The sequence below is a fragment of the Streptomyces sp. NPDC087263 genome, assembly GCF_044744645.1.
GTDB lineage: Bacteria > Actinomycetota > Actinomycetes > Streptomycetales > Streptomycetaceae > Streptomyces.
The window spans coordinates 1-1,322 of sequence record NZ_JBIUYT010000036.1 but is presented as its reverse complement, the minus strand read 5'-3'; the positions used below and the strand labels follow the sequence as shown (position 1 = coordinate 1,322).

Annotated in this window: 1 rRNA gene; it reads right to left on the bottom strand. The window is 55.9% G+C overall.

Annotated elements, in window-relative coordinates:
• Window positions 1–21: 21 nt before the first annotated feature.
• Window positions 22–1,322, bottom strand: a 23S ribosomal RNA gene (locus ACIPC1_RS40300); the annotation flags it as partial.

The window sequence follows — 1,322 nt, the reverse complement described above, 5'->3', positions numbered from 1 at the left end:
ACACAGTGGACGCGAGCAACTGAGGACAAGCCCTCGGCCTATTAGTACCAGTCAGCTTCGCCCATTACTGGGCTTCCACATCTGGCCTATCAACCCAGTCGTCTACTGGGAGCCTTAACCCCTCAAAGGGGGTGGGAATACTCATCTCGAAGCAGGCTTCCCGCTTAGATGCTTTCAGCGGTTATCCCTCCCGAACGTAGCCAACCAGCCATGCCCTTGGCAGGACAACTGGCACACCAGAGGTTCGTCCGTCCCGGTCCTCTCGTACTAGGGACAGCCCTTCTCAATATTCCTGCGCGCGCAGCGGATAGGGACCGAACTGTCTCACGACGTTCTAAACCCAGCTCGCGTACCGCTTTAATGGGCGAACAGCCCAACCCTTGGGACCGACTCCAGCCCCAGGATGCGACGAGCCGACATCGAGGTGCCAAACCATCCCGTCGATATGGACTCTTGGGGAAGATCAGCCTGTTATCCCCGGGGTACCTTTTATCCGTTGAGCGACGGCGCTTCCACAAGCCACCGCCGGATCACTAGTCCCGACTTTCGTCCCTGCTCGACCCGTCGGTCTCACAGTCAAGCTCCCTTGTGCACTTACACTCAACACCTGATTACCAACCAGGCTGAGGGAACCTTTGGGCGCCTCCGTTACTCTTTAGGAGGCAACCGCCCCAGTTAAACTACCCATCAGACACTGTCCCTGATCCGGATCACGGACCCAGGTTAGACATCCAGCACGACCAGACTGGTATTTCAACGACGACTCCACCATGGCTGGCGCCACAATTTCACAGTCTCCCAGCTATCCTACACAAGCCGAACCGAACACCAATATCAAACTATAGTAAAGGTCCCGGGGTCTTTCCGTCCTGCTGCGCGAAACGAGCATCTTTACTCGTAGTGCAATTTCACCGGGCCTATGGTTGAGACAGTCGAGAAGTCGTTACGCCATTCGTGCAGGTCGGAACTTACCCGACAAGGAATTTCGCTACCTTAGGATGGTTATAGTTACCACCGCCGTTTACTGGCGCTTAAGTTCTCAGCCTCGCACACCCGAAAGTGCACTAACCGGTCCCCTTAACGTTCCAGCACCGGGCAGGCGTCAGTCCGTATACATCGCCTTACGGCTTCGCACGGACCTGTGTTTTTAGTAAACAGTCGCTTCTCGCTGGTCTCTGCGGCCACCCCCAGCTCAGAGAGTAAATCTCATCACCGGTGATGGCCCCCCTTCTCCCGAAGTTACGGGGGCATTTTGCCGAGTTCCTTAACCATAGTTCACCCGAACGCCTCGGTATTCTCTACCTGACCACCTGAGTCGGTTT